Here is a 20,180-nt window from a genome sequence, read left to right as displayed (position 1 = left end):
CGCTCCCACAGGGGATTTGTGAACGACACAGATCCAGTGTGGGAGTGAGCCTGCTCGCGATGGGCACGACTCGGTCTTCAAGCCTTGCGCTTCAACCACTCCACCATCCCCAACCCCGCCGCACGCCCACTGGCGAAACACGCGGTCAGCAGATAGCCGCCGGTCGGCGCTTCCCAATCGAGCATTTCCCCCGCGCAGAACACTCCAGGCAATTGCTTGAGCATCAGCCGTTCATCCATCGACTCGAACATCACGCCTCCGGCGCTGCTGATGGCCTCGTCCAGTGGACGGGTTTTAACCAGCATCAGGGGCAACGCCTTGATCGCCCTGGCCAGCAACGCCGGATCAGCAAAGCTTTCGGCCGGTGTGAGTTCGCGTAGCAACGCCGCTTTCACCCCATCGATCCCGAGCTGGCTGTGCAGGTGTTTGGACATGGAGCGGGAGCCACGGGGTTTGCTCAGCGCCGCCTGAACTTTATCCACAGGCCGGCCCGGCAACAGGTCAAGATGAACGGTGGCGGAGCCGTGCTGATTGATGGCCTCGCGAATCGGTGCCGAGAGGGCGTAGATCAAGCTGCCTTCGATCCCGGTCGCGGTGATCACGCATTCGCCCAAGCGCGGCACGTCGTCATTGAGACCGATGGCGATGTTCTTCAGCGGCGCGCCAGCAAATTTGCTGACCATCAACTCGCTCCAGGCCTGCACCTCGAAGCCGCAATTGCTCGGTTGCAACGGCATCAGTCCTACGCCTCGCTGCTCCAATGGCAGCATCCACGCGCCGTCCGAACCAAGGCGTGACCAGCTGCCTCCGCCGAGGGCCAGCAAGGCGGCGTCGGGCTTGATGATGGTTTCGCCGTCGGGGCTGTCGATGCGTAACCCACCATGGTCATCCCAGCCGAGCCAGCGGTGGCGGGTGTGGATAACGACGCCGGCCTCGCGCAGACGCTTGAGCCAGGCGCGCAACAGGGGTGCGGCTTTCATGTCGGTCGGAAACACCCGGCCGGAGCTGCCGACGAAGGTTTCGATGCCCAGGTCATGAATCCACTGGCACAACGCATCAGCGCCGAATGAGCGAAGCAGCGGGGCAATCTGCGGCGCGCGTTCGGCATAGCGCGAGAGAAACGCCGGGTAGGCTTCGGAATGGGTGATGTTCATGCCGCCGACACCGGCCAGCAGGAATTTTCGCCCCACCGACGGCATGCCGTCGTACAGGTCGACCTTGATCCCGGCCTGGCTCAGCACTTCGGCCGCCATCAGACCGGCGGGGCCGCCGCCGATGATGGCGACGTGAGAAGGGGAGGAGGTCGAGGGCTGGGTCATGGAGTGCGCTGCGGTTCGGCGGAATAAGCCGGGCATTCTATCAGCACAGATCCCTGTGGGAGTGAGCCTGCTCGCGATGGCGGTGGGTCAGTCAAAATCGATGTTGGATGTGATGGACTCATCGCGAGCAGGCTCGCTCCCACATTGGTTCCGGGGTGTTCATAAAATAGTGATCAAAAAACAACCAGTGCTCTGCATGCCATATGAAGCATGGCCTGCAGACCCTTTCACTCAGGTTATCCACAGGCAGTTCCACAGGCATTGTGGGTAAAGACTCACACCTCAATGACACCCTGATGACTGCCAGACCCGTTGCGCGCTGTGATGCAGGATGCCGTGGCGGCGCGCCAGGGCCTGGCGGTCCTTGCTGTAGCCGCCGCCAATCACTCCTACCACCGGAATATCCCGCCCCAGGCAGTGGCGCATCACGCTTTCATCGCGAGCGGCCACGCCTTCGTCGGTCAGCTTCAGGTAACCGAGGGCGTCGTCCTTGTGCACGTCGACGCCAGCGTCATACAACACCAGATCCGGTTGGTAGAGCGGTAGCAAATAATTCAGCGCGTCATCCACCACCTTCAGGTAATCGGCATCGCCCATGCCTTTGGGCAACGGGATGTCCCAGTCGCTTTCAGCCTTGCGTGCAGGAAAATTCTTTTCGCAGTGCAGGGAAACAGTCACCGCCTCCGGGGTGTTGTGCAGAATCCGTGCAGTCCCGTCGCCCTGGTGCACGTCGCAATCGAAGATCAGCACCCGATTCACACGGCCTCTTTCCAGCAGGAAATGGCTGATCACCGCCAGGTCATTGAAGATGCAGAAACCCGCCGGATAGTCGTAATGCGCGTGATGGGTGCCTCCGGCCAAATGACAGGCCAGCCCATGTTCCAGCGCCTGTTCTGCCGCAAGCAACGATCCGCCGACCGCCCGCACGGTGCGTCGGGCCAGCGCTTCGCTCCAGGGCAGGCCGAGGCGCCGCTGGTCTTCGCGGGACAACTCGCCGCTCATGTAGCGTTCGATATAGGCAGCGTCATGGGCGAGGGCGAGAATCTCCGGGGGGCAGAGCTCCGGGCGCAGCAGGTCGGCGTCCCGGGTCAGGCCGCTGTCCACCAAGTGATCGCGCAGCAGGCGAAATTTGTCCATGGGGAAGCGGTGATCCGCCGGGAATTCGGGGCTGTAGTCTTCGTGGTAGATCAGCGGCAGCGGCATAACGAATTCAGGTAGGAATGAGTGAAGGATCCTACCAGCGTTGTAGACTTGCGGCATGGAAAGGGGAGGAAAGATGGAGCCGATACTGGAACTCGAGAGCGCACGACTGCTGTTGCGGCAGTGGCGCGATGAGGATTTGCCGGAGTTTGCGGCGATGTGCGCCGATCCACAGGTGATGCGATATTTTCCGGCGCCTTTAAGTCGTCTGGAAAGTGCGTCGCTGATCGGACGGATTCGCGGGCATTTTGCCGAACATGGCTTTGGTCTCTGGGCGCTGGAGCGCAAGGACACCGGGGCATTCATCGGTTTCACCGGCCTCGGTGTGGTTGGTTTCGATGCGCTGTTCACCCCGGCGACCGAAATCGGCTGGCGCCTGGCGCGCGAGCATTGGGGCTTGGGTTATGCCAGTGAGGCGGCGTGGACCGCTCTGCGCTGCGGCTTTGATCGGTTGGCGCTGCAAGAAGTCGTGTCGTTTACCGCCAAAGACAACCTGCCTTCGGAAAAAGTCATGCAGGCGATCGGCATGCACCATGATTCAGCCGATGACTTTGACCATCCCAAGCTCGCGGCTGATCATCCCCTGCGTCACCATGTGCTGTATCGCATCTCCCGTGAACAATGGCTGCAAACCTTGCATGGATAAGCAGTCACGGACGTTTACAATGGCTGCCATGGGCCCTGGCCATAAACTGAATCGACCGCCGCAGCCAAGACTGCGCGGCAAGCTTTGTGTGAGGAGAGTCTGAATGAGCCAAGTGTTGGATGATCTGGTCGATTTGCTGACCCTGGAACCGATCGAAGAAAACCTGTTTCGTGGCCGCAGTCAGGACCTGGGTTTTCGTCAGTTGTTCGGCGGTCAGGTGATCGGTCAGTCGTTGTCGGCGGCCAGTCAGACAGTCGAAGAAGCGCGCCATGTGCATTCGATGCACGGTTATTTCCTGCGCCCGGGCGATTCCGCGTTGCCTGTGGTGTATCAGGTTGACCGGGTGCGTGATGGCGGCAGTTTCAGCACGCGCCGGGTGACGGCGATCCAGAAAGGCAACCCGATCTTTACCTGCAGCGCCTCGTTCCAGTACGACGAAAAAGGCTTCGAGCATCAGGCCGAGATGCCGACCGTGGTCGGCCCGGAAAACCTGCCCTCGGAACTGGAACTCACCCAGCAGCGTGCGCACCTGATCCCTGAGCACATGCGCGAGAAATTTCTGTGCCCCAAGCCGATCGAATTCCGACCGATCACCGAGAAAGATCCCTACAACCCGCAACCGTCCGATCCGGTCAAGTACGTCTGGTTTCGCGCCGACGGTGCTTTGGCCGACTCTCCGGCGTTGCACAAATACCTGCTGGCCTATGCCTCGGACTTCGGTCTGCTGACCACCTCGATGCAGCCCCATGGCAAATCGGTCTGGCAGAAAGACATGCAAGTCGCCAGCCTCGATCATGCGCTGTGGTTCCATGCGGATCTGCGCGCCGATGACTGGTTGCTGTACGCAATGGACAGCCCATGGGCCGGCAACTCGCGCGGGTTCACCCGAGGCAGCGTGTTCAATCGTGCCGGGCAACTGGTGGCTTCGGTGACTCAGGAAGGCTTGATCCGTCACCGCAAGGATTGGGCATGAGCCTGGCCGAGGTGCGGCACTGGGTGTTCGACATGGACGGCACCCTGACGGTGGCCGTGCATGACTTCGCGGCGATCCGCGTGGCGTTGGCGATTCCCGCCGAAGACGACATCCTGACCCACCTCGCGGCGCTGCCGGCCGATGAAGCGGCCGCCAAGCATGCTTGGCTGCTGGAGCACGAACGGGACTTGGCGCTGGGTTCGAAAGCCGCGCCGGGCGCGGTGGAACTGGTGCGGGAGTTGGCCGGGCGCGGTTATCGTCTTGGCATTCTCACGCGCAATGCCCGGGAGCTGGCGCACGTAACCCTGGAAGCGATCGGCCTGGCTGACTGTTTTGTCGTGGAGGATGTGCTGGGGCGTGATGAAGCACCGCCTAAACCGCATCCCGGTGGTTTATTGAAACTGGCCGAGGCCTGGCACGTGCCGGCGAGCGAGATGGTGATGGTCGGTGATTACCGCTTTGATCTGGATTGCGGCCGAGCGGCGGGGGCGCGGACGGTGTTGGTGAATCTGCCGGATAACCCTTGGCCGGAGCTGACGGATTGGCATGCGGCGGATTGTGCGGTGTTGCGGGAGATGCTTTCGGCTTGAGGGCTCCTTCGCTGGCAAGCCTCGCTCCTACAGTGGGGCGCGCTGCCCTTGGAGGAGCGAGGCTTGCCCGCGAAGACGTCTGATCAGGCCATACAAACTCACTGACCAAACAATACCTTCTGCCCCTCCGGTGACGTAAGCATCCCATCCCCGTTATGCCCGACCCCTGGCACTTCAACCAGCCGCTGATTCACCCCTTTCGGATTACGACGCAGCAGGTAATTGAAAAAATTCTTCCCGCGAACCAGACGATAAGCACCTTGGGCTTCGGCCTCGCAACTTTTGTCCAGCGCCGGATGCTGCGGGTCGGTGTCTTGCTGCCCGAGCAGATAAGTCACGTCCCGTTTGACGTAATTTCCTTCAATCTGTGGTGCCGTTTGCCCACTGGCATATACCGGTAAATCCGTCAGCCCGTATTTCCAGCGATTGAAACCGGGGCACGCCGCATGGTTGAACGCCACTGGCCGCTGCTCATTGAAATACGCATAGGACGAAGGGTTGGCGACCACGTAGCGAAGCTTCACGCCGGCGGCCGTCAAGGCCGGTTGCTCGCGGGCCAGCAACGCATATCGCTGCACCACCTGAGCGCCACCGGAGTGGCCTGCGAGGATGATTTCCTTCACGTCCGGAAACTGTCGATGGTCGCCGACTCGCTCGATGATTTGATCGAGGGCTGCAAAGGAACTCAGCGCAAAAGGAGCGGTGGATAAACCTCCTGCCATCCAGTCATTGCCCTGCCAGCGCAACACCGTGTCTGCCACAGGATGAAGTGCGATGTCGGTTTCGTTGAGGAATTGCGGCGCGATCACCAGGGTGCTTGCACTTTGCCCGGCCAGTTCCGCTGCGCGCTCGGCGCTCTGGCGATAGGTTTCAGCGTTGCGCAGACGACCGTGGATGATGATCAGCACGCGTTCGATTTTCGCGGGCGCCGGGCCGAGGCTCACCGCCATCTCACCTTCTTTCAACAACAACCGCCCGGGGCTGAGCTCTTTGACGCCTTGCTCCGCAGCCTGGGTGCTCGCGCAGGTGAACAACAACATCAACAACCACTTATTCATTTAAAGGTTTTTCGCCGCAAAGGTATCGCACTGGCCCACCTGGCCTTGCGCAAATCCGGTTTTGAACCAGCGCACCCTTTGCGCTGATGTGCCATGGGTAAACGAGTCCGGTACCACCCGACCCTGCCCCTGTTGTTGCAAACGGTCATCGCCGATGGCGTTGGCCGCGTTCAAGGCTTCTTCGATGTCACCCGGTTCCAGCCAGTTCAGACGCTGCTGCGCATTGTTGGCCCAGACACCGGCCAGGCAATCGGCCTGCAACTCCTGACGCACCAACAAGCCGCCATCACCTTCCATCTGCCGGCCTTGCTGGCGAGCTGTCTGAATTTTCGCGGAAACGCCGAGCAATGTCTGAACGTGGTGTCCGACTTCATGAGCGATCACGTAGGCCTGGGCGAAGTCACCGGCCGCGGAAAAGCGTTGCGACATTTCCTGGAAAAAAGCCATGTCCAGGTAGACCTTCTGGTCGGCCGGGCAATAGAACGGTCCGGTCGCCGATGTCGCCAGACCACAGGCCGAATTAACCCGGTTGCTGAACAGCACCAGCGTCGGGTTTTTATACTGCCGACCGGCCTGCTGGAAAATCTGGCCCCAGGTGTCTTCGGTATCGCCGAGGATCGAGCGCACGAATTCGGCCCCTTCATCGTTGGCCGGCGGCGCCTTGCGGCTCTGGTTGGTGGCCGGTGCCGATTGCTCGGTCATTTGTCCGGTCAGTTGCCCGAGGATTTGCATCGGGTCCTGGCCGGTGAGCCAGCCGATCCCCACAATCAGGATGATCGCGGTCAGGCTCAGGCCTTTGCCGCCACCAAAACGCATCCCACCGCCACCGCTGCCGGCATCATCACCACGGGCGTCGACCACGTTGTCGCTGCGTCGGCCTTTTTTCCATAGCATGTGGGAATCCTCTGATTGTCCGTGGTGATGAGTGTTGCTGGTGTGGGGGGGCGGCGCCAGTCCGGCTGTCCGGCATTTCGTTCACTGGCCGGAAGAATCGCTGACTGTAGGAACATGGATCACCCATTGAATTCCGTCAGGGCGCGGATTTTTATCGAACGGGCGACCCACGGGTCTGTCGAGCATCGGGTTCCAGATTTCGCATTACAGGGTTCATCTTCTAGAATCAGGCAAATTGTAGGTGGAACCTCCCATGGCCGGCAGTCAGATCGAACGTGTCTTCAATGTGCTCGAAAGCCTCACCAGTGACCCTCGCGGTTTGCCGATGCAGATGCTCGCGGAGCAACTGGACATCCCGAAAAGCGCAACTCACCGCCTGCTCGCGGAGCTGATCAGGTTGGGTTATGTGCGGCAGAATCCGGAGAACCTGCGGTATCACTTGTCCACCAAACTGGTGGCGATGGGGTTTCGTTATTTGTCGGGCAGCGGCGCCGATATCGTTCAGCCAGTGCTGGATCGCCTGGCCCAGGACACCGGGGAGTTGGTGCGTCTGGGGGTGATTGAAGGCGAGCGGCAGATCTGGATTGCCAAGTCCCAGGGGGCCCGTTCCGGCCTGCGCTACGACCCGGAAATGGGCCGCGATGCGCCGTTGTTCTATACCGCATCGGGCCATGCGTGGCTGGCGTGCATGAGCGATGCCGAAGCGTTATCGCTGGTTGAGCGCCAGGGCGGCGAGCAGCCAAAAGACCTCGGGCCGAATGCTCCGCGTTCCAACATTGAACTGCTCGAACGTCTGCGTTTGGCGCGGGAGCAGGGCTATGCCTGGGTCGAGGAAAGCTCGGCGGTGGGCACCTCGGCGATCGCGGCGGTGGTGCGGCATCCGAGCGAGGGTCGTGTGATCGGTGTGCTGAGCATCGCCGGACCGAGTGCGCGGATGCCGGGTGCGCGGTTGCATGAATTGGCGCCGCTGTTGTTGAGGTATACCGAGGAATTGGCGGCGGCGAGTCTGGCGTCGGAGTTGTTCAGCTAATTTACGGGGAGCGAGCCTGCTCGTGAAAGTGAACTTTCAAATAGCTCAAATGTTGAATGTCAGTCCGCCATCGCGAGCAGGCTCACTCCCACGGTTTGATTTTTATTGATCGTGAAACTGTGCGGTATTCGAACACTTTCGGCTGAAGCTTGTGTTGGAATCTGGAACCAGGTTCTAAATTATTGGAGCTCGCCGCCCGAGACACGTTTCACTTCTCAAGGGAAACCCATGACCGCCAGCACTCCGCTCTCCGGCGTTAACCAGCCCTTCAAAGGGATTTTGCTGATTGTCGTCGCCACTTTCCTGTTTTCCAGCCATGACGCTTTTTCGAAATACCTCTCGGGCTTCTATCCGATCGTGATGGTGGTCTGGGCTCGTTATGTGGTGCACACCTTGTTGATGGCCGGGATTTTTCTGCCGCAGTCCGGGTTGCGCGTCCTACGGACCAAACGACCGATGCTGCAATTGGTGAGGGCATTGTGCCTGTTGGGCACCAGTTTGTTTTTTACCACCGGCCTGCAGTACATCCCGTTGGCTGAAGCGACGGCGGTCAACTTTCTTGCGCCGGTTCTGGTGACTGCGCTCTCGGTGCCGCTGTTGGGGGAGCGCGTGACACGTGGCCAATGGATCGCGGTGATTTGCGGGTTTGTCGGCGTATTGATCATCGTCCACCCCGGTGGCGATCTGTTCACGCCGGCGGTGCTGCTGCCGCTCTGTTCAGCGCTGTTTTTCTGCTTTTATCAGTTGCTTACTCGCAAGCTCAGCAACATCGACAGCCCGACCACCAGCAACTTCTTCGCCGGCTTGTGCAACACCCTGGTGATGAGCGCGCTGGTGCCGTTCTTCTGGCAAGTGCCGACACTGGGGCATGGTTTCATGATGGTGGCGCTGGGGACCTGCGGGATGACCGCGCATTTGTTTCTGACTCAGGCCTTCCGCCACGCCGCGCCCGCGTTGTTGGCGCCGTTCGGTTACTGCCAGATCGTCTTTGCCGGTTTGCTGGGCTGGCTGCTGTTCTCCCACACACCGACACTGACCACAGTGATCGGGATCGCGGTGATTTGCTGCAGCGGGTTGGCGGCGGCGTGGCAACAGAGTCGTCGGTAGGAAAATCAAACAGGCAGGCCTGGAACCAGGCCTGCCAAGGGAGGGAACTTTACTCGGTGACAGTAGGAATCTTGCGCGGTGCCATGAAGTACATCCAGGTCAGGGCAATGAAGTACATCGCCGGAATCAGGGTGAACAGCACGGTGTAGTTGTTGTTGGTGACCGTCAGGATGTGGCCGACCAACTGAGTCATGAACATACCGCCGATGGCTGCGCACATGCCGCCGAAGCCAAATACCGTACTCATCATGTGTTTAGGCGTGTAGTCCATCACCAGGCTCCAGATGTTGGCGGTCCACGCCTGGTGCGCACCGATGGCCAGGGAGATGGCGAACACCGCGACCCACAGACTGCTCGAACCCGCCGCCATGATTACGCCGACGATGCAGCAGGCGAACAGGAACATGGACAACAGGCGCGCCTTGATCGGATTCATGCCGCGGCCGATCAGGAGCGAGGACAGGATCCCGCCGCCGACGCTGCCGAAGTCTGCAGTCAGGTAGATGATGATCAGCGGGATACCCATCTGGGTCACGTTGATCCCCAGGTTGTATTGCTGATTGAGAAACGGCGGCAGCCAGTACAGGTAGAACCAGAACACCGGTGCGGTGATGGAGTAGGCGAGGGCGAAGGCCCAGGTGCCACGCATGCGCAGGATTTTCGAGAACGGTACACGGGTCTGCTCCGGCTCGACTTCCTTCTGGATGTAGTCCAGTTCCGATTGTTTGACGCTCGGATGGTCTTCCGGGTTGAAGTACTTCAAACCCCAGAACAGCAACCAGATCCCGCCCAGTGATGCCATGCACAGGAACGCGGCTTGCCAGCCCCACACGTGCAGGATCAGCGGCAGCAGCATCGGCGTGAACATTGCGCCGACGTTGGTGCCGGCGTTGAAGATGCCGGTGGCCACGGCGCGCTCGCCGGCCGGGAACCACAAACGCGTGGTTTTCACGCAAGCCGGGTAGTTGGCGGCTTCGGTCAAACCGAGGATGAACCGGCAGACCATGAAGCCGACCGCCGACGTGGCCAGGCCGTGGGCGCCGGTCGCCAGGCTCCAGAGCAACACTGCGCAGAAGAACACGCGCTTCACACCGACCCGATCGATCAACCGGCCTTGCAGCACGAAACCGATGGCGTAGCCGACCTGGAACCAGAAGTTGATGTTGGCGTAGTCCATCGCCGTCCAGCTCATTTCCTTGGCGAGGATAGGCTGCATGACGCCCAGTGCAGCGCGGTCGATGTAGTTGAGCGTGGTGGCAAAAAACACCAGTGCCAGCATGCCCCAACGGGTCTTGCCGACCGCCATGGCGCCGCGAATCTTGTCGCCGATACCGCCGCTGGCAGGAGTCATGGAGGAACGCTCCACGGGAGAGCTTTGAGAAGGAGTCATGTAGGCCACCGATTATTTTTATGTGGTGTTCTGAGTCTTTGGTCATCGAGACCGATGTGTGTGACCGGGCTCAATGTGTCGTCGATGTTGGGCAGTGGACGAAAAATCGTCAATTCGCCAAGGGTCATTGTGTTCGATAATCGCACGCAAACTAACTGGGTAGTACACTTTAAATTGCTGTGTTCGACTGCCAAGCCAATAATTCCCCCGAGAGAAACGCGATCCCTGTAGGAGCCAGGCTTGCCGGCGATGGCGTCCTCAAGATCGCCTTCGCGAGCAAGCTTCGCTCCTGCAAAAAGGGTGCGACGCCTTTAATAAGATTGTCTCCACCACCGGGAGCCGAAATATGCAGCGTTCCATTGCCACCGTTTCCTTGAGCGGTACCCTGCCGGAAAAACTCGAAGCCATTGCCGCCGCCGGGTTCGACGGGGTGGAGATCTTCGAAAACGACCTTCTCTACTACGACGGCAGCCCGCGGGAAATCAAGCAGATGTGCGCCGATCTCGGGATCGCGATCACACTGTTTCAACCCTTTCGGGACTTTGAAGGCTGCCGCCGCGACCGTTTGCATCGCAATCTGGAACGGGCCGAGCGCAAGTTCGACCTGATGCAGGAACTGGGCACCGACCTGGTGCTGGTGTGCAGCAACGCGTCCGCCGATTCCATCGGTGATGAAAATATCCTCATCGACGACTTGCGCCTGCTGGCCGAACGCGCCGGCGCACGCGGGTTGCGGATCGGCTACGAAGCGCTGGCCTGGGGCCGGCATGTGAACACCTGGCAACAGGTGTGGAACATCGTCCGTCAGGCCGATCACCCAAGCCTCGGTGTGCTGCTGGACAGCTTTCACACGCTGTCGCTCAAGGGTGATCCGAGTGCGATCGCCGAGATCCCTGGCGATAAAATCTTCTTCGTACAAATGGCCGACGCACCGATTCTGGCGATGGACGTGCTCGAGTGGAGCCGGCATTTCCGCTGCTTCCCGGGTCAGGGCGAATTCGATTTGCCGGGCTTCCTGGCTCCGATCATCAAGAGTGGGTACACCGGGCCGCTGTCGCTGGAAATCTTCAACGACGGTTTCCGTGCCGCACCGCCTCGGGCCAATGCCGCCGACGGTTTGCGTTCGTTGCTGTATCTGGAGGAGAAAACCCGTCAGCGTCTGGCACAGGAAACGACACCGGCGGTCAGCCTCGACATACTGTTCGAAACGCCCAAGGCCAGCGAATACAACGGCATCGAGTTTCTCGAATTCGCTGTGGACGAAAGCCTTGGCGCCAAGCTTTCCCATTGGCTGGAGCGACTGGGTTTCGTCAAGGCCGGGCAACATCGCTCCAAGAGCGTGAGCCTGCTGCGTCAAGGTGACATCAACCTGATCCTCAATTCCGAGCCTTACTCGTTTGCCCACAGTTTTTTCGAAGCGCACGGTCCGTCGCTGTGCGCCACCGCCGTGCGGGTCAAGGACAGCGCCAGTGCGCTCGCTCGGGCCGTGGCTTACAAGGGGCAACCGTATCGCGGACTGGTCGGCCCCAATGAACTTGAACTCGCTGCCGTGCGCGCACCGGATGGCAGCCTGATTTATCTGGTGGATCAGGACGCCGATGTCTACGGCACTGATTTCCATCTGCAACCGGCTGCCGTGGCCGGTGGTGGCCTCAAACGCATCGACCACATGGCGATGGCATTGCCGGCCGACAGCCTCGACAGTTGGGTGCTGTTCTATAAGAGCCTGCTGGATTTCGAAGCCGATGACGAAGTGGTGCTGCCCGATCCTTACGGTTTGGTGAAAAGTCGAGCGTTGCGCAGTCGTGACAGTTCGATTCGCCTGCCGCTGAACATTTCCGAAAACCGCAACACCGCGATCTCACACGCGCTGTCGAGTTATCGCGGCTCCGGCGTGCATCACATCGCGTTTGATTGCGATGACATCTTTGCCGAAGTCAGTCGTGCCAAAGAGGCGGGCGTGCCGCTGCTGGATATTCCGCTCAACTATTACGATGACCTCGCTGCACGGTTCGATTTCGACGACGAATTCCTCAGTGAACTGGCGTATTTCAACGTTCTTTATGACCGCGATGCCCAGGGCGGCGAGCTGTTCCATGTGTACACGGAGCCGTTCGAAGGGCGGTTCTTCTTTGAAATCATCCAGCGCAAAAATGGCTACGCCGGTTACGGTGCGGCCAATGTGGCGGTACGCCTGGCGGCCATGGCCAAATCCCGAAGTGGTGCGGTACGTCTGGCAAAGTTGTAGGAAAATCGTAAACACGGCGACAAACCGCTGCCGCGCGGCTTCCTTCACTGGGCGGTGCGGCCCATAATCGCCAGCCTGTGCAGTGATGGCCGTGAGCCCGCAATGACGATAACTTCAGAACTCTCCGCAGTGCCCGCCGAACCGATTGCCGGGCCGCGCAAGAGTCGCAAGAACAACCCGGAAAAGACCCGCGAGAACATCCTTCAAGAGGCGATTGTCGAATTCGTCCAGCAAGGGCTTTCCGGTGCTCGCGTCGATGCCATCGCCGAGCGCATCCACACCTCCAAACGCATGATTTATTACTACTTCGGCAGTAAGGAACAGCTGTACGTCGAGGTGCTGGAGAAACTCTACGGCGACATCCGCAACACGGAAAACCATCTGCACCTGGCCGAACTGGCGCCGGTGCAGGCGATTCGGCGACTGGTGGAATTCACCTTCGACCACCATGACCGCAACGTCGATTTCGTGCGCATCGTCAGCATCGAGAACATTCACAACGCGGAGTACGTGAAGCGTTCCGATGCGATCAAGGCGATGAACAACACCATCCTCGATTCCCTGGGCGTGATTTTGCGTCGCGGGGCTGAAGAGGGCGTGTTCCGTTCAGGGCTTGAGCCGCTGGATGTGCATCTGCTGATCAGCTCGTTTTGCTTTTATCGCGTGTCCAACCGCCATACCTTCGGTGAGATTTTTCAGATCGACTTGCCGGACGAAAGCATCAAGCAGCGTCATCGGGAGATGATCTGCGAGTCGGTCTTGCGATACCTGCAAGCCTGACCTGTGGCGAGGGGGCGTCGGAACACCGCATCGCCCCGTTGGGCTGCGATGCAGCCCTCATACTTTCAACCTTAGCCATTCATGCTCTGAAAATGCGCCAACATCCGCTGCGCATCCGGCACCACGCCACTGAACAACTCAAACGCCTTCACCGCCTGAAACACCGCCATGTTGCCGCCATCCAGCGTTCGGCAACCCAAGGCGCGGGCATTGCGTAGCAACTCGGTTTCCAGCGGAAAATAAACAATCTCCGCCACCCACAACTCAGCCCGAAGCAACTCCACCGGAACCGGCATGCCCGGCAGTTTCTTCATGCCCATGGGCGTGGTGTTCACTAACCCATCCGCCTGTCCCAGCGTGCTCGGCAAATCATGCCCCGCCACGGCCCGGCCAGCGCCGAAGTGTTGATTGAGATTGTCCGCCAAGGACTGCGCACGGCTGATCTCCACATCGAAAATACTCAGCAGCTGTACGCCTTCGCTCAACAGCGCGTGGGCCACTGCCGCCCCGGCCCCGCCAGCGCCCATCTGGACCACACGCTCGCGGGCAACGTCCTTCAAGCCCCGGCGAAAACCCTCGGCAAAACCGAGGCAATCGGTGTTGTGGCCGATGCGCTTGCCGTCCTTCAGCACGACCGTGTTCACCGCCCCGATGCCGCGAGCTTCCGGCGACAATTCGTCGAGCAACGGGATGATCGCCTGCTTGCACGGGAAGGTGATATTCAGGCCGGTGAAGTTCATGCGTTCGGCGGCCATCAACAGATCGGGCAGGGCGCTGCTGTCGAGTTTCAACTGATCGAGGTCGATCAAGCGATACAGATAACGCAAACCCTGGGCATCACCTTCATGCTCGTGCAGTGCCGGAGTACGGGAAGCCTGGATGCCGGCGCCGATCAGCCCGGCCAGTACCGCGTTGTTCTGAGTCACGGCGCTTACCCCTTCAAACGTTGGCTGAAGTAATCCAGCGCCAGGCGATAACCATGGCTGCCGAAACCGGCCATCACCGCTGTGGCAATGGCGGAAACGAAGGAGTGATGCCGGAAGGGTTCGCGGGCGTGAACGTTGGACAGGTGAACTTCGATCACCGGCAATTCGCTGGCGACCAAGGCATCGCGGATCGCGACTGACGTGTGCGTCCAGGCCGCCGGGTTGATGACAATCCCGGCGCAACGGCCACGGGCCGCGTGAATCCAGTCGAGCAATTCGCCTTCATGGTTGGTTTGGCGAAACTCCACTGCCAAGCCGAATTCTTCGGCGGCGCGTCCGCACAGGGCAGAGATATCGGCCAGGGTTTCGTGACCATAAGTCGCCGGTTCGCGGGTGCCAAGCAGGTTCAGATTCGGGCCGTTGAGCACCAGAACGATAGGGGACATCGAAGTCTCTCCACATATTATTTTTGGAATGGGCTGAGGTGATCAGCCTGTGGAGATAAATTGTACTAGCTGGTTAATTCGGTCAATTGAAGAGCGGTTTCAGTGAGGTTTTGTGTGCGGTGATCGGACAGTCGCACGACTTATCGCGGCAGATGCTCGACCAGGAAATCGATAAATGCCCGCAGTCTAAGCGGCATATGACGGGTCTGTGGATAGAGCAGGGTGAAGGGGCGCGAGCGTCCGCCATACGGCTTGAGCACTTCCACCAATGAGCCATCGGCCAGTTCGTTTTCAACGATGAAGCGGTAGGTTTGAAAAAGCCCCGCCCCGTGTTTGGCCAGGGTCACGCCGCCGAGTACGTCGTCAGAACAACTGAGGCTGCCCTCGGCAAGAATCTCCCGCGGGACGCCGTCGTCGTTGAACAGCCAGGCAATGCGCCTACCGCTGCTGGGCAATTCGTATTGAATGCATTCGTGCTGCGCAAGGTCGTCCAGGCTTTGCGGGGTGCTCGCGCGCTTCAGGTAATCGGGGCTGGCAATCATCACCAGGGCGGCGTCCTCAAGGTGCCGGGCGATGAGCCCGGAATCCGGAATCGCCCGCACGCGGATCGCCATGTCATAGCCTTCGCCGACAAAATCGATGTTGCGATTGCTGATGTGCGATTCGACTTTCACGTCTGGAAAACGCGCCCGGAATGCCGGCAACAACGGTAAGATCCGATGGTGCGCATACGTCGTGGGAATACTGATGCGCAGTGTCCCGGACGGTTGCTGTTGCTGGCCCATGACCTCGCGCTGAGCCTCCACCAACTGCGCCAGGGCCTGACGACATTCCTCGTAATAGCGGCGACCGCTGTCGGTCAGCTTGACGCTGCGGGTGGTGCGCGCAAACAGCCGCACGCCCAGACGTTCTTCCATGCGCGACACCGATCGACTCACGGCGGCCGGTGTGACACCCGCCACCAACGCGGCCGCCGTAAAGCTGCCGGCCTCGGCGGCGAGGCAAAACAGTTCGATGCTGCCCAGCTGAAGATCGTCGAATACTCGCTGCATGATGGATGACACCGGGGGTCAATGAGGGACTGGATTTCGCCACTGTAGATGAAATCGGCCCGGCGGTGCTTTACTTGACCGGCGTCTTCTTTGATAACCGGCCAGGAGCAGCATCATGCCTTTCGTCAGCGTGCGTATTACCCGTGACGGCGTCACCCGGGAGCAGAAAGCCCAAGTCATCGCCGAGATTACCGACACCTTGGAGCGAGTCCTCGGCAAGGATCCGAAATTGACCCACATCGTGATCGAAGAAGTCGACACCGATAACTGGGGTTATGCCGGCATGACCACCACCGAGTATCGAAAAAACCTGCCGGGATGAGGGTGTGACACGCCCGCAGAGCCGTCCTCGTGACGGCTTTTTTGTGGGCGCGGCGAAAGGATTGCTTACTATTTTGCGCCGTTATCCACCGGTCCAAGGCGAGGCTTGGCGCTAGTCTCAGAGGCGTAAAGGCGATTTGGCGTCGCGCCAATCGTCGGTTTTCCAGGGAGTGTCGGGTCTTCGGATTCCTTAACCTAACGGATGGGTTGGTATGCGGTTATTCAGCTACAAAGGGTTTTCAATGGTGATCATGTTGCGTGATGAGCACTGTCCGCCTCACGCACATGTGGACGCCGGAAGCTGGAGCGCACGCTTCAAATTCTGCTTTTGGCACAACAGTGTCGAGCTGTGGGATGTGGTTCCTCATTCAAATCGGCCGCCAGTGGCCGTGCTGGAAGGATTGCGTCACGCACTCGGCCAACCCGCCCACTTGCGCCGCGCCCGTGCCATCTGGTGGGGCGAGTTGCACACGGTCTGTCTTGATCATCAGATTTGGGACTGGCAGGCCAGCGAAGTCGTGGTGATAAAAAGGATTGCGAGTACGACCTGGATGATTGGCTCGGCTTGCTATGAACCCGAGACGAACAAGACCCTGTTGGCGCTGATCGGCGCTCCTGAGGGTGTGGAGATCCAACTATGAAAACGATACAGGCAGGCATGCTGGCCGATCGGCCTGTCACCGAGGCCGTGCTGGATGAAGCCATCCAGCGCGGGCAAGTGCGCCAGAAGAGCGGATTGCAGGCGACTTCGGTGAGGTTTGTGGAGCCTTGTCTGGCGGTCAGTTTCATTGATGGCAGTGGCGTGCTGCTGCCCGTGCAGCACTATCCGGAATTTGATGATTTTGACGTCGAGGATTTCGCAAACCTCAAAGTCGGCTTTTCCGGAACCGCCCTGTGCCATGAAGGCAAGGATCTGCACGTGTCCATCGCTGGGATGATTTCGGCGAGCAAGCCGTTGATGGACATGGCTGCCTCGGTCATCGCCTCGCGCAATGGTCGCCAAAGCAGCGCCGCCAAAGCCGAGGCCGCGCGGGCCAATGGCCGAAAAGGCGGGCGTCCGCGCAAGACAGATGTCACCGATTGAGCACCCACAAAAAAGCCGTCGTGATGACGGCTGATTTGTCTAAGCGACTGACCTTCAACGACGGGTCAGCAACACCCCGGATTCCATGTGATGTGTCCACGGAAACTGGTCGAACATCGCGCACTGGGTGATGCGATGGGTGTCGTGCAACTGGGCGATGTTGGCGGCCAGGGTTTCCGGGTTGCAGGAGATATAGAGGATGTTGTCGAAGCGCCGGGTCAGTTCGCAGGTGTCCGGGTCCATGCCGGCGCGAGGCGGGTCGACGAAGACGCTACCGAATTCGTAGCTCTTCAGGTCGATCCCCTGCAGGCGACGGAACGGGCGAACTTCGTTCAGGGCTTCGGTCAGCTCTTCTGCGGACAACCGCACCAGGGTGACGTTATCCACAGCGTTTTCGCTGAGGTTGCTCAGTGCGGCGTTGACCGAAGTCTTGCTGATTTCCGTGGCCAGCACTTTGCGCACACGGGTCGCCAGCGGCAGGGTGAAGTTGCCGTTGCCGCAATACAGCTCCAGCAAATCGTCCGGGCGATCGCCGAGGGCGTCGTAAGCCCAGTTGAGCATCTTCTGGTTCACGGTGCCGTTGGGCTGGGTGAATGCACCTTCGGGCTGACGGTAACTGAACGTGCGACCACCGACGTCGAGTTTCTCGACCACGTAATCATGGCCAATCACTTCGCGTTTGCCTTTCGAACGACCGATAACGCTGACGTTCAGGTCGGTGGCCAGTTTCGATGCCGCCGCGTGCCAGTGTTCATCCAGTGGACGGTGATAGCACAAGGTGATCATCGCATCGCCGGCCAGGGTGGTCAGAAACTCCACCTGAAACAGCTTGTGGCTCAGCGCCGCACTTGCCTTCCAGGCCGCCTTGAGCTGCGGCATCAGTTCATTGATGCGCAGGCTGGCGATCGGGAACGCTTCGATCAGGATCGGCGTGCGTTTGTCTTCCTGGGAAAACATCGCGTAATGCCGATCGCCGCCTTCGCGCCACAGGCGGAATTCGGCGCGCAGGCGGAAATTTTTCAGCGGCGAGTCAAACACCGCAGGTTCCGGTGCATCGAACGGGGCCAGCAGATCGCGCAGGCGCGTGACCTTTTCTTCGAGCTGAACGGCGTAGGCCTGGGAATCAAAAGTCATGCGTTGAACCAGCCCAACTTGATCACAAACAGAATCGAAAGAATCACCAGCGCCGGGTTCAGCTCACGGCCGCGGCCGGACAGCAACTTGATCGCGGTCCAGGAGATGAAACCGAAGGCGATGCCGTTGGCGATGGAGTACGTAAACGGCATGGCAAGCGTAGTGACCACGACCGGTGCGGCGACGGTGATGTCATCCCAGTCTATTTCGGCCAGGCCGGATGTCATCAACACCGCGACGAACAGCAGCGCCGGTGCGGTGGCGAACGCCGGAACGCTGGCGGCCAACGGCGAGAAGAACAGCGCCAGCAGGAACAGGATCGCCACCACGACGGCCGTGAGGCCGGTACGGCCACCGGCACTCACGCCAGCGGCGGATTCGATGTAGCTGGTGGTGGTCGAGGTGCCCAGCAGCGAACCGGCCATGGCCGCGGTGCTGTCGGCGATCAGGGCGCGGCCCATTTTCGGCATATGGCCGTCCTTGCCCATCAGGCCGGCGCGCTTGGCGACGCCGATGAGGGTGCCGGAGTTATCGAACAGGTCGACGAACAGGAAAGCGAAAATCACGCTGACCAGACCGATGTCGAGCGCACCTTTGATGTCCAGTTGCAGGAAGGTCGGCGCCAGGGACGGCGGCATCGACATCACGCCGCCGAACGGCGTGAAGCCCAATGCGATGGACGCGATGGTCACGACCAGAATGCCGATCAGCACCGCACCGCGCACGGCGAGCGCTTCGAGGGCAACGATCAGGGCAAAACCGAGGGTCGCGAGGATCGGAGCGGGTTGCTTCAAATCACCGAGGCCAACCATGGTCGCCGGGTTGCTGACTACGATGCCGGCGTTATGCAGGGCGATCAGCGCCAGGAACAGGCCGATACCGGCGGCAATCGCTGAGCGCAGCGGCAGCGGGATGCTGTTGATGATCCATTCGCGGATGCGGAAGATCGACAGCAGGAAGAACAGCACCGCCGAGATGAACACCGCCCCCAGCGCCACTTGCCAGGTGTGGCCCATGTGCAGGACTACGGTGTAGGTGAAGAAGGCGTTCAGGCCCATGCCCGGCGCGAGTGCGATCGGGTAGTTGGCGATCAGGCCCATCACCGTGGAACCGATGGCTGCTGCCAGACAGGTCGCGACAAACACCGCGCCCTTGTCCATGCCGGTCTCGCCGAGGATGCTCGGGTTGACGAACAGAATGTAGGCCATGGCCAAGAAGGTCGTGACGCCCGCCAGAATCTCGGTCCGCACGTTGGTGTTGTGTGCCTTGAGTTGAAACAGCCTTTCCAGCATGTCTGCTCCCCGTGGCGCGCCGGGCGCCGTGAATGTATCGACCTCAACAGCAAAGCACAGACCGCTGATAGCGCCTGGTAATTTTCTGTGGGTCGGAAAAAGCCGCGCATCATACCAGCAGCGTGGGGCTATGGCTGCTTATGGCTGCGATCGTCGTCGATGTTTTGCCGTAAAGCGAAGTGAGCCATACTGCGCGCTGGTTTTGGGGGGGCGTTATGAAGTGCATTAAAAAGCGTGGGATTGCGGTGGTGGGCGTCGCGATGGCGTTGTGGCTGGGGGCGCAAACTGCTTCGGCGGCGATGGCGGCGCCGTTGAGCCAGGTGAAAGTGATCAAGGTCCAATCGCCGGGCTGTGGTCTTGAAAACATTGTCGAGAAACAGGAGCAGACGAGCTGCGACCACAGTGGTCCGGACATCAAGGTCTACGTTCTGGAAATTGGATATGGCAGCCTTAGTCCGCACGTCGCGCTGGATGGTTTTAACGTAGACGGCACCCGGACGGCGGTGTGTGCCTATCAAACCGGCAACCTGAAGGAGTGCGCATCCGGAGAAACAACCGTCGGCTATCTGTACATCTTCGATCTGAAGGGCAAGCAGGACGGCATCTTCACCTTCAGCAACACGTCCATCAACGCGCCCCGCAACACGATGTCGACACAGCTTTACATCAAGTAACGGCTGCGTTCGAACA

21 protein-coding genes are annotated in these 20,180 nt (G+C 60.0%); 11 read left to right on the top strand and 10 right to left on the bottom strand.

Annotation, left to right across the window (positions count from 1 at the left end):
- Positions 1-77 precede the first annotated feature (77 nt).
- Both QMX98_RS13045 and QMX98_RS13040 read right to left on the bottom strand, forming a co-directional pair.
- Positions 78-1,319 (bottom strand): TIGR03862 family flavoprotein, encoded by a 1,242-nt coding sequence (locus QMX98_RS13045; RefSeq protein ID WP_282410873.1) that lies wholly within the window; start codon positions 1,317-1,319, stop codon positions 78-80.
- A gap of 282 nt (positions 1,320-1,601) precedes the next feature.
- Entirely contained in the window at positions 1,602-2,522 is a 921-nt protein-coding gene (locus QMX98_RS13040; protein ID WP_282410872.1) for a histone deacetylase, read from the bottom strand.
- A 73-nt stretch (positions 2,523-2,595) separates the two neighbouring features.
- On the opposite strand from QMX98_RS13040, the gene QMX98_RS13035 reads away from it, so the two are divergent.
- The 3 genes from QMX98_RS13035 to QMX98_RS13025 all read left to right on the top strand — a co-directional run bounded on the left by QMX98_RS13035 (position 2,596) and on the right by QMX98_RS13025 (position 4,728).
- Positions 2,596-3,165 (top strand): GNAT family N-acetyltransferase, encoded by a 570-nt coding sequence (locus QMX98_RS13035; protein WP_282410871.1) that lies wholly within the window; start codon positions 2,596-2,598, stop codon positions 3,163-3,165.
- 103 nt (positions 3,166-3,268) lie between these two features.
- Positions 3,269-4,138, top strand: coding sequence for an acyl-CoA thioesterase II (gene tesB, locus QMX98_RS13030; RefSeq protein ID WP_010467428.1), 870 nt, complete (start codon positions 3,269-3,271; stop codon positions 4,136-4,138).
- Entirely contained in the window at positions 4,135-4,728 is a 594-nt protein-coding gene (locus QMX98_RS13025) for an HAD family hydrolase (RefSeq protein WP_282410870.1), read from the top strand. Before tesB ends, QMX98_RS13025 begins: the two co-directional genes overlap by 4 nt.
- Positions 4,729-4,826: 98 nt before the next feature.
- On the opposite strand, the gene QMX98_RS13020 is transcribed toward QMX98_RS13025, so the two are convergent.
- Together QMX98_RS13020 and QMX98_RS13015 are read right to left on the bottom strand one after the other, a co-directional pair.
- The gene (locus tag QMX98_RS13020) at positions 4,827-5,786 is read right to left on the bottom strand and encodes an alpha/beta fold hydrolase (RefSeq protein WP_169858206.1); all 960 of its coding nucleotides are present in this window, start codon (positions 5,784-5,786) and stop codon (positions 4,827-4,829) included.
- Complete coding sequence (locus QMX98_RS13015) at positions 5,787-6,680, bottom strand: neutral zinc metallopeptidase (RefSeq protein ID WP_077749423.1); 894 nt, start codon at positions 6,678-6,680, stop codon at positions 5,787-5,789.
- A 253-nt stretch (positions 6,681-6,933) separates the two neighbouring features.
- Here QMX98_RS13015 and QMX98_RS13010 point away from each other — a divergent pair, with 253 nt between their 5' ends.
- Both QMX98_RS13010 and QMX98_RS13005 read left to right on the top strand, forming a co-directional pair.
- Positions 6,934-7,710: an IclR family transcriptional regulator gene (locus tag QMX98_RS13010; protein ID WP_010467435.1), complete on the top strand. Its 777-nt coding sequence runs from the start codon at positions 6,934-6,936 to the stop codon at positions 7,708-7,710.
- 228 nt (positions 7,711-7,938) lie between these two features.
- A complete protein-coding gene (locus QMX98_RS13005) occupies positions 7,939-8,817 on the top strand; it encodes a DMT family transporter (RefSeq protein ID WP_010467437.1) in 879 nt (292 codons plus the stop codon).
- A gap of 49 nt (positions 8,818-8,866) precedes the next feature.
- Here the strand turns inward: QMX98_RS13005 and QMX98_RS13000 are convergent, their stop codons facing one another.
- The gene (locus QMX98_RS13000; RefSeq protein ID WP_010467439.1) at positions 8,867-10,168 is read right to left on the bottom strand and encodes an MFS transporter; all 1,302 of its coding nucleotides are present in this window, start codon (positions 10,166-10,168) and stop codon (positions 8,867-8,869) included.
- A 385-nt stretch (positions 10,169-10,553) separates the two neighbouring features.
- Here QMX98_RS13000 and quiC point away from each other — a divergent pair, with 385 nt between their 5' ends.
- Positions 10,554-12,455 (top strand): 3-dehydroshikimate dehydratase QuiC, encoded by a 1,902-nt coding sequence (gene quiC, locus QMX98_RS12995; RefSeq protein WP_077749421.1) that lies wholly within the window; start codon positions 10,554-10,556, stop codon positions 12,453-12,455.
- Positions 12,456-12,557: 102 nt separating this feature from the next.
- A complete protein-coding gene (locus tag QMX98_RS12990; protein ID WP_282410869.1) occupies positions 12,558-13,235 on the top strand; it encodes a TetR/AcrR family transcriptional regulator in 678 nt (225 codons plus the stop codon).
- Positions 13,236-13,306: 71 nt separating this feature from the next.
- Here QMX98_RS12990 and QMX98_RS12985 read toward each other — a convergent pair whose 3' ends face one another.
- From QMX98_RS12985 to QMX98_RS12975, 3 genes are all read right to left on the bottom strand, one after another.
- Positions 13,307-14,161 (bottom strand): shikimate dehydrogenase, encoded by an 855-nt coding sequence (locus tag QMX98_RS12985; protein ID WP_083375706.1) that lies wholly within the window; start codon positions 14,159-14,161, stop codon positions 13,307-13,309.
- Between the two features lie 5 nt (positions 14,162-14,166).
- Positions 14,167-14,607: a type II 3-dehydroquinate dehydratase gene (gene aroQ, locus QMX98_RS12980; protein ID WP_172791676.1), complete on the bottom strand. Its 441-nt coding sequence runs from the start codon at positions 14,605-14,607 to the stop codon at positions 14,167-14,169.
- 140 nt (positions 14,608-14,747) lie between these two features.
- On the bottom strand, positions 14,748-15,659 hold the full coding sequence (locus QMX98_RS12975) for a LysR family transcriptional regulator (protein WP_221107450.1): 912 nt from the start codon (positions 15,657-15,659) through the stop codon (positions 14,748-14,750).
- A gap of 115 nt (positions 15,660-15,774) precedes the next feature.
- Here QMX98_RS12975 and QMX98_RS12970 point away from each other — a divergent pair, with 115 nt between their 5' ends.
- The 3 genes from QMX98_RS12970 (at position 15,775) to QMX98_RS12960 (ending at position 17,064) form a co-directional block, all read left to right on the top strand.
- On the top strand, positions 15,775-15,981 hold the full coding sequence (locus QMX98_RS12970) for a 4-oxalocrotonate tautomerase family protein (protein ID WP_010467451.1): 207 nt from the start codon (positions 15,775-15,777) through the stop codon (positions 15,979-15,981).
- 211 nt (positions 15,982-16,192) lie between these two features.
- The gene (locus tag QMX98_RS12965) at positions 16,193-16,621 is read left to right on the top strand and encodes a DUF4160 domain-containing protein (RefSeq protein WP_154501805.1); all 429 of its coding nucleotides are present in this window, start codon (positions 16,193-16,195) and stop codon (positions 16,619-16,621) included.
- Entirely contained in the window at positions 16,618-17,064 is a 447-nt protein-coding gene (locus QMX98_RS12960) for a DUF2442 domain-containing protein (RefSeq protein WP_282410868.1), read from the top strand. The genes QMX98_RS12965 and QMX98_RS12960 overlap by 4 nt, the downstream gene beginning before the upstream one ends.
- Before the next feature lie 54 nt (positions 17,065-17,118).
- Here the strand turns inward: QMX98_RS12960 and trmA are convergent, their stop codons facing one another.
- Positions 17,119-18,198, bottom strand: a complete 1,080-nt coding sequence (gene trmA, locus QMX98_RS12955) for a tRNA (uridine(54)-C5)-methyltransferase TrmA (RefSeq protein WP_010467457.1) — start codon at positions 18,196-18,198, stop codon at positions 17,119-17,121.
- Entirely contained in the window at positions 18,195-19,490 is a 1,296-nt protein-coding gene (locus QMX98_RS12950) for an NCS2 family permease (RefSeq protein ID WP_010467459.1), read from the bottom strand. The genes trmA and QMX98_RS12950 overlap by 4 nt, the downstream gene beginning before the upstream one ends.
- Before the next feature lie 215 nt (positions 19,491-19,705).
- Between QMX98_RS12950 and QMX98_RS12945 the strand changes: the two genes are divergently transcribed.
- Positions 19,706-20,164 carry a DUF4879 domain-containing protein gene (locus QMX98_RS12945; protein ID WP_010467460.1) on the top strand — a complete coding sequence of 153 codons (459 nt, stop codon included), beginning with the start codon at positions 19,706-19,708 and terminating at the stop codon, positions 20,162-20,164.
- The last annotated feature ends 16 nt before the right edge of the window (positions 20,165-20,180 follow it).

This window comes from Pseudomonas sp. PS02303 (assembly GCF_029959925.1).
GTDB lineage: Bacteria > Pseudomonadota > Gammaproteobacteria > Pseudomonadales > Pseudomonadaceae > Aquipseudomonas > Aquipseudomonas mandelii.
This window is presented reverse-complemented; position numbering and strand designations above follow the sequence as displayed.

What these genes read in the sequence shown, in the direction of transcription:
- QMX98_RS13045 (WP_282410873.1), bottom strand. Translation starts at nt 1,319, where the DNA reads ATGACCCAGCCCTCGACCTCCTCCCCTTCTCACGTCGCCATCATCGGC.
- QMX98_RS13040 (WP_282410872.1), bottom strand. Translation starts at nt 2,522, where the DNA reads ATGCCGCTGCCGCTGATCTACCACGAAGACTACAGCCCCGAATTCCCG.
- QMX98_RS13035 (WP_282410871.1), top strand. Translation starts at nt 2,596, where the DNA reads ATGGAGCCGATACTGGAACTCGAGAGCGCACGACTGCTGTTGCGGCAG.
- tesB (WP_010467428.1), top strand. Translation starts at nt 3,269, where the DNA reads ATGAGCCAAGTGTTGGATGATCTGGTCGATTTGCTGACCCTGGAACCG.
- QMX98_RS13025 (WP_282410870.1), top strand. Translation starts at nt 4,135, where the DNA reads ATGAGCCTGGCCGAGGTGCGGCACTGGGTGTTCGACATGGACGGCACC.
- QMX98_RS13020 (WP_169858206.1), bottom strand. Translation starts at nt 5,786, where the DNA reads ATGAATAAGTGGTTGTTGATGTTGTTGTTCACCTGCGCGAGCACCCAG.
- QMX98_RS13015 (WP_077749423.1), bottom strand. Translation starts at nt 6,680, where the DNA reads ATGCTATGGAAAAAAGGCCGACGCAGCGACAACGTGGTCGACGCCCGT.
- QMX98_RS13010 (WP_010467435.1), top strand. Translation starts at nt 6,934, where the DNA reads ATGGCCGGCAGTCAGATCGAACGTGTCTTCAATGTGCTCGAAAGCCTC.
- QMX98_RS13005 (WP_010467437.1), top strand. Translation starts at nt 7,939, where the DNA reads ATGACCGCCAGCACTCCGCTCTCCGGCGTTAACCAGCCCTTCAAAGGG.
- QMX98_RS13000 (WP_010467439.1), bottom strand. Translation starts at nt 10,168, where the DNA reads ATGACTCCTGCCAGCGGCGGTATCGGCGACAAGATTCGCGGCGCCATG.
- quiC (WP_077749421.1), top strand. Translation starts at nt 10,554, where the DNA reads ATGCAGCGTTCCATTGCCACCGTTTCCTTGAGCGGTACCCTGCCGGAA.
- QMX98_RS12990 (WP_282410869.1), top strand. Translation starts at nt 12,558, where the DNA reads ATGACGATAACTTCAGAACTCTCCGCAGTGCCCGCCGAACCGATTGCC.
- aroQ (WP_172791676.1), bottom strand. Translation starts at nt 14,607, where the DNA reads ATGTCCCCTATCGTTCTGGTGCTCAACGGCCCGAATCTGAACCTGCTT.
- QMX98_RS12975 (WP_221107450.1), bottom strand. Translation starts at nt 15,659, where the DNA reads ATGCAGCGAGTATTCGACGATCTTCAGCTGGGCAGCATCGAACTGTTT.
- QMX98_RS12970 (WP_010467451.1), top strand. Translation starts at nt 15,775, where the DNA reads ATGCCTTTCGTCAGCGTGCGTATTACCCGTGACGGCGTCACCCGGGAG.
- QMX98_RS12965 (WP_154501805.1), top strand. Translation starts at nt 16,193, where the DNA reads ATGCGGTTATTCAGCTACAAAGGGTTTTCAATGGTGATCATGTTGCGT.
- QMX98_RS12960 (WP_282410868.1), top strand. Translation starts at nt 16,618, where the DNA reads ATGAAAACGATACAGGCAGGCATGCTGGCCGATCGGCCTGTCACCGAG.
- trmA (WP_010467457.1), bottom strand. Translation starts at nt 18,198, where the DNA reads ATGACTTTTGATTCCCAGGCCTACGCCGTTCAGCTCGAAGAAAAGGTC.
- QMX98_RS12950 (WP_010467459.1), bottom strand. Translation starts at nt 19,490, where the DNA reads ATGCTGGAAAGGCTGTTTCAACTCAAGGCACACAACACCAACGTGCGG.
- QMX98_RS12945 (WP_010467460.1), top strand. Translation starts at nt 19,706, where the DNA reads ATGAAGTGCATTAAAAAGCGTGGGATTGCGGTGGTGGGCGTCGCGATG.